The organism is Methanocrinis sp. (genome assembly GCF_049974945.1).
GTDB lineage: Archaea > Halobacteriota > Methanosarcinia > Methanotrichales > Methanotrichaceae > Methanocrinis.
In genome coordinates, this window is the sequence record NZ_JBNGCU010000094.1 from 1 (window position 1) to 6050 (window position 6050).

Annotated in this window: 4 protein-coding genes and 1 pseudogene; 3 read left to right on the top strand and 2 right to left on the bottom strand. The window is 58.4% G+C overall.

Going from position 1 to position 6050, the window contains the following annotated elements; genetic code table 11:
• The 3 genes from ACP5EL_RS08585 to ACP5EL_RS08595 form a co-directional block, all read left to right on the top strand.
• Positions 1-2521, top strand: a 2521-nt coding sequence (locus ACP5EL_RS08585; protein ID WP_428402097.1) for an S-layer protein domain-containing protein, incomplete at its 5' end; no start/stop codon positions are given.
• A gap of 151 nt (positions 2522-2672) precedes the next feature.
• Complete coding sequence (locus tag ACP5EL_RS08590) at positions 2673-3728, top strand: DJ-1/PfpI family protein (protein WP_428402098.1); 1056 nt, start codon at positions 2673-2675, stop codon at positions 3726-3728.
• A gap of 347 nt (positions 3729-4075) precedes the next feature.
• Positions 4076-5179 (top strand): NAD(P)/FAD-dependent oxidoreductase, encoded by a 1104-nt coding sequence (locus ACP5EL_RS08595; protein WP_428402099.1) that lies wholly within the window; start codon positions 4076-4078, stop codon positions 5177-5179.
• 88 nt (positions 5180-5267) lie between these two features.
• Here ACP5EL_RS08595 and ACP5EL_RS08600 read toward each other — a convergent pair whose 3' ends face one another.
• Together ACP5EL_RS08600 and rps12P are read right to left on the bottom strand one after the other, a co-directional pair.
• Positions 5268-5825, bottom strand: coding sequence for a 30S ribosomal protein S7 (locus tag ACP5EL_RS08600; RefSeq protein WP_428402100.1), 558 nt, complete (start codon positions 5823-5825; stop codon positions 5268-5270).
• A 10-nt stretch (positions 5826-5835) separates the two neighbouring features.
• A pseudogene (gene rps12P / locus ACP5EL_RS08605) lies at positions 5836-6050 on the bottom strand (30S ribosomal protein S12); the annotation flags it as partial.

A 6050-nucleotide genomic window follows, 5' to 3' on the forward strand; every position in this document is an offset into this window, starting at 1 on the left:
CTTCGGCTGGTTCTACTACGACCTGGACGCTGGGGTCGGCGGAGAGGAGCTCACCGTCGAGGTCGAAGGAAGGGAGGTGAAAGAGGGGCACCTCGTCTATTCGAGTGAGGTCTGGACCGAGGAGTTCGACTTCGACGAGTGGGGCCGCTACCAGGCGGTGGCCTTCCTGGGGAAGCGATACCTGGCAGGCTATCCCGAGAGCAACTTCACCGAGCCCGTCTCCGCCCTGGAGGACGGCGATCTCTGGGAGGTTCTCATCGACTTCGACGGCGTCCAGACTGCGACCTCCGAGGAGCCCCTATTCCTCGACGGCGGGTACTGGATCGAGGTGGCAGGGGCCTCCTCCGACGGAGGAGAGGTCTACCTGGTTTTGAAGAAGAACGGGATCGCGGTGGACAGGGCCGTGGTCGAGGTCGGGGACACCTACGTCTGCGAGGTCGGCGACGACGACCTTCCAGTCATCCTGGCCCACGTCAGCGCGGCGATGCAAGGTGCGGAGAAGGCGATCGTCGACTTCGATGGCATCTTCCAGGTTCGAGATTCGCCCACCATCAAGCTGGAGACCGGCGACCTCGTCGGTCTGATGGAGGTGGCGACCTTGTCCGAGGAGAGGATCGAGCTTGAGAACGCCGACGATCTGGCCCTCCGCAGGGACAACACCACCGTTCTGGTCGGAGATCTTATGCTGAAGGTGAGGGACGCCCCCGACTTGATCTACTATCCTCTGGGAGCCATCACCGAGTACGGCGTCCACGAGATAAGGGGGCCGGTATACAGCGAAGAGTCCCAGGTGCCGATCAGCACAGCGATTGGAGAATTTGCAGGATACGCCCAAGCTCGATGGAACGACGAGAACTTTTCGGGATTTTATTTTGATGATGACAAAAAAATAGGTTCTGAGACCTTAATAATTCACAGGACCTATGGCAGGAATATAAGGGCGATGGCCGTCAGCGGCGATCGGACGAGGGTGATAGACGGCGTAGAGTACACATGCTTCGTCCATGACGTAGACTTCGAGTTCGATCCTTGGGGCAGCTATCAGGTGCTATGTTTTCTGGGAGAGGCCTGGTTTGTTGGCTACGGTCCCGAAGCCAACCTGGATCTCGACGATATGAGCATGATGGAGCAAGAGCAGATCGGCCGAGTTCTCATAGATACCGACCGGAAGGACACTGCTGTGGCGGGAGATTTCTACTTCCTGGGGGAGGGATACTCCCTCTACATCCGTGACGTCGCGAAAGACGACGTCAAAAAAGACGAGATATTTATCGAGTTGAGAAAAAACGATAAATTGGTGGACTCGGCCGTGATCAAACCGAACTCCACATACGTCTACGAGAGGGACGTAGGCGATGTCGAAGACCTGCCCATAATCGCCCTGCATGTGGAGAGCATCTTCAGCGACGGAGATTATCAGTTCGCGATAATAGACGGGCTATTCCAGGTATCAGACAGCCAGTATCTATCCGTCGAGCCAGGGGACGAGCTCGCCGAGATGGTCGTCCTGGTGATGAATCCGAACCTGGGCATATATATGGTCAATACGGAAAGTATAGAACTGAAGCGCGATTCCAATGTCGGCATTCTCCCGGGTATGACTATAGCCGTAGCCGACAACAAGACCCTGAGATACTATCTATACAAGAACGAGTACGTCTTACCCCCCCCAGAGTTGGCAGACGTATACCTCCCAGAAGATCCGGTTCCTTCGGGGGGGGTCGCGAACTTCTCCATCTTCGTCCGCGCAGCCGAGATCAAGAGCCTCACCGCCGAGACCGTCGACTCCCAGGGCAGACGGATGATTATGGGCGATCTTACAGGTTCGGGGGTCGGGGCCAGAGATCAGTGGCTCTACTCCTGGCAGTGGAACACAACAGTTCCCACTCTCAGCGATGACGGAAGCATCCTCCACGAGTCGGATCTGCAGGGGGGAGTTCTGCAAATCAACAACACCACAGACCCGGTCTCGGTGCTGGTCAGCTTTGAACAGTCTGGATGGATCAGCCTGATCAAGGACTCGGCAGGCGAGATATACTACATATCCCCCACCGAGTACGAGAGGCTTGGGGCGGCCACGAGCTACGCCGAGATGGCCTCCAACGATACGCTGAGGAAGAGGTACGTCAAGATCGAGCCCGGGGTAAGCGAGATCAGATTCATCCAGATCTTCAATGGCACCGCCGTCCTCAGCGAGACGAGTCACAGGCTGTGGCACTCTCCCCAGGGGCTTGAGCCCCACCTGGTAAGGGTCGGAGCGCCTCCCGGCCGTTACGAGGTGAGGCTGAGGGTGGAGAACGCCATGGGGGCCCTTCCCGTGGAAGGCCTCTACTTCGAGGTCGTGGGGACCGAGATCGGCGAGCCGGGCGACGAAACCAAAAACAAAACCTCCCGCCTCACATCCCAAGCGCGGCAGGATGAGACTGAGGAGAGGGGCGGATCGATCCCCGGCCCAGGAGCGGTCGCTGCCCTCGCCGCGGCGGGCATCGCCGCTGGCCTCGCCTGGCGGCGGAGGCGCTAGCCTCCACCACCTTCTTCGCCCACGTCCCCGATTTTTCTGTATCGACCGCCAGCCGACAGGGTCCGGATCAATCTCATTTTTCAGCCACTTTTGATGGAATAAATGGATGTCTTAGGATAAATTTATTTACATAGATTGCCTTTAAAGGTTCATGAGAACCATCACCACCCTTTTGGCGGCGCTGATCCTGCTCTGCCTTGGAGCCAGCCCCTCCCTGGCCCAGTATGATGACGGATACGGCGAAGAATACTACGATGGGCATGAGGAAAGCTATACCTGTTGGGCTTGTCCCAACTGCGGCTTCGTCGTCCCCCTCGACGTAGAGGTGGACGAGAGCGCCGTAGAATACCAGACGACCCTGGGCCAGGTCATGTACCTCAACCCCTACGATCCGGAAGATTATTGCCCTTACTGCAGCACCTACGGCGCGTACTTCGTCCTGGTCCCCTGCTCTGAGTATTACGAGGACGAAGAAGAGTATGAGGACTATGAGTTGTACGAAGACGGGGGATATTACGAAGATTATGAGAACGGCGAGGAATATTCAGAGATCCAAGAAGAATACGAAGAGACTGAGCATGTAGAGACAGGTGAAGTGTGTGAGGATGGCGATGAGATCGATGACAATACCGAAGAGATCACCACTCCAGAGTCTACTGAAACTCCTGCTGAAGAGGCCGGCAAGATCCTGATCGTCATCCCATCAAAGGACTTCAACGACGTCGAATTCAGCGCCTCAAAGGCCCGCTTCACCGACGAAGGCTTCGATGTCGTTGTAGCCTCCAAGGGGACTGAAGTGGCCCTGGGCATTGACGGAACCTCGGTCGCCGTCGACCTCGCCGTCGCGGATGCTGAGGTCTCCGACTACGAGGCCGTCGTCTTCATCGGTGGACCCGGCATCGACGACCTCGAGCTCTACGAAGATCCCGACTACCTCAGCCTTGCAAGCTCCGCCCACGATCAGGGCCTGGTCGTCGGCGCCATCTGCGTCGCCCCGAAGATCCTGGCGAACGCCGAAATCCTCGAAGGCAAGAACGCGACGATCTTCCCCGACTCCGAATCGATCGCCTACCTGGAGTCGAAGGGCGCGACCTACACTGAGGAAGAGGTGGCGAGAGACGGAAAGATCATCACCGCCAGCGGTCCGGAGGCATCAGAGGAATTCGCAGAGGCCGTGGCGGCCGCGGTGAAGGAGGGGCAGGCCTGATCTCCCGGGTCCCGATTGAGGTCAAGCGGCAGGGGATGGGGCTTCTGCCTCCACCCGTTCATTTTCGAATCCGAATACTGGGATTCAGCATCCTTTTCGTGGTTGCCACACAGTCGCTTATGATGCCGCTGCCCTTTTCCTGGCCAGATCCATTGCGTCCTTGAGGCAGATCGGCGTATGAAGGCCGGATGGCAGTCGGCAACGAAAAGGCCCGACGAAAAACCTGATGGTGCCCTGACCAAGAGAGGACCTCCTGTCAGTGGACCGGCTCTCCATGGGCCGACCATCGAAGCCCTTATGACCGATGACCAGAGGATAATTCCGGGTCAGAGGTGAAGATGCGGCAGATGAACTTGCAGAGAGGCGACCTCTTGCGGGTGGTGGTGGTGGGCGGCGGGATAGGCGGAGCGGAGCTGGTGAGGAACGCCGCCACCAAGGAGGGGCTGGAGCTGGTCCTGGTCGAGCCGAAGGAGAGGATCGAGTGTCAGGCCCTCTACCCCGACTATCTCGGCGGGAAGGTGGAGATCGAGGACATGACCGCCCCCCTGGACCCTTTCTGCAGGAAGATGAACGTTGCTCACGCGAAGGACCGGGCCACCAGGATCGACCTCGACGACAAAAGGATAACTTGCGAGAAGAACGACCTCGACTACGACCTCCTGGTCCTGGCCCCCGGCGCGGTCCAGAACTACTTCGGGGTCGAGGGCGCGGAGAGGGCCTTCTCCATCAACACCCTGGAGGATACGGTCAAAGCAAGGCGGTTCGTCGAGAAGAGCCGACCAAAGAGGATCGCCATAATCGGGTCGGGGCCCACCGGCATAGAGACTGCCTGCTTTCTCGCGGAGAATACGAGCTCCGCCATATTCGTAGTCGAGATGATGGATCGGCTCCTGCCCACCCTCTCGCGGAACGCCTCCATCCTGATGGAGAAGGTCCTGGGAGGAAAGGGCGTCGAGGTGCTGACCAATAAACAGGTCAGATCGATCCGAGAGGGAGGGGTGACTTTCGTCGACGGCGAAAGCCTGGACTGCGAGATGACCATCTGGACCGCGGGGATCAGACCCGCGCCTCTGATCGAGAGCCTGGACCTGCCCAAAAGGAGCGGCTGGCTGCTATGTGATCAGTACCTCAGGGTCCAGGGCCGCGAGGACGTCTTCGCCATCGGAGACTGCGCCTGGATCGAGATCGGCGGGAAGCTCGCCACCAAGACCGGGATGGAGGCGGAGATCCAGGCGAAGCACACCGCGAGAAACCTGGCGAGGGTTGCGAAGGGAACCGATCTGAAGCCCTACTCGATCAGGGCGAGCACCGAGAGCCCCGTGGCCCTGATCACCACGGGATGTGGCTGTGCCGTCGGGATCTACGGTGACCTCTGCGTCCCCATCCCCAAGAGGATCATCTACACCTTCAAGAGCTGGATCGACAAGTCCTTCGTAAGACGATTCAAATAAAACGAGAAATATGATTTTTGGAGAAAATAAACGTTTGGGGATTTGAGAGGGCTCGCCCGCAAAAGGGCGAGATAGACTCATCCCCGGTTTATCGTGCCGCCTTGGCGACCCTCTCTACGCTGTCTCTCCTGTTGATGGCGAAGCTTCGAACGTCCCCCTTCGAGGCCGCGATGATCTCGTCGGCGAGGCTGCTCGCTGCCGAGCGCTTGCTCTTGAAGGCCGACCTCCTGGCGCCGTTGGCGATGAACATCAACGCCACGTCCACCCTCCTCTGGGGGGCGGTGTCGACGGCCTTGGGGACGGTGATGCCGCCGTACTTCAGACGGACGACCTCTTCCCGGGGACCGGACTTGGATATCGCTCTCGCCAGGACCGTCAGCGGGTTCTCCTTCGTCCTCTGGTGGACGATGTCGAAGGCCTCTTCTACGATCTTGTAGGTCGTAATCTTTTTGCCGGTGTTCTCCTCGCCCCGCATCATCTTGTTGACGAGCCGCTCGACTATATGCTGCTCTGACTTCTTGAACTGCTGTCTTGCGTGCCTGCCACCCGAGTGCATAACGACCGTCGGACGGAGGTTAAAATAGCGTTTTATGCTGAGATCTTCTATCTCGATCTCCTCAGGGTCCCACTTGTTGAAGATCTTCACGTTCACAATATCACCTTATGGGCTTCTCCTTCCGTCCGGAGACCATCTCTTTTAAGGCCACGTTATTTACGGCGATCACCTGGAACCGCACTCCAGGTATATCGCCCTTGGCTCCGCCCATCCTGCCGCCGATCCTCTCCACCACGACCTCGTCGTGCTCGTCTATGAAGCCGATGGCGCCGTCCCCCGGACAGAAGGCGGTAACCTGTCTTCCGTTCTTGATCA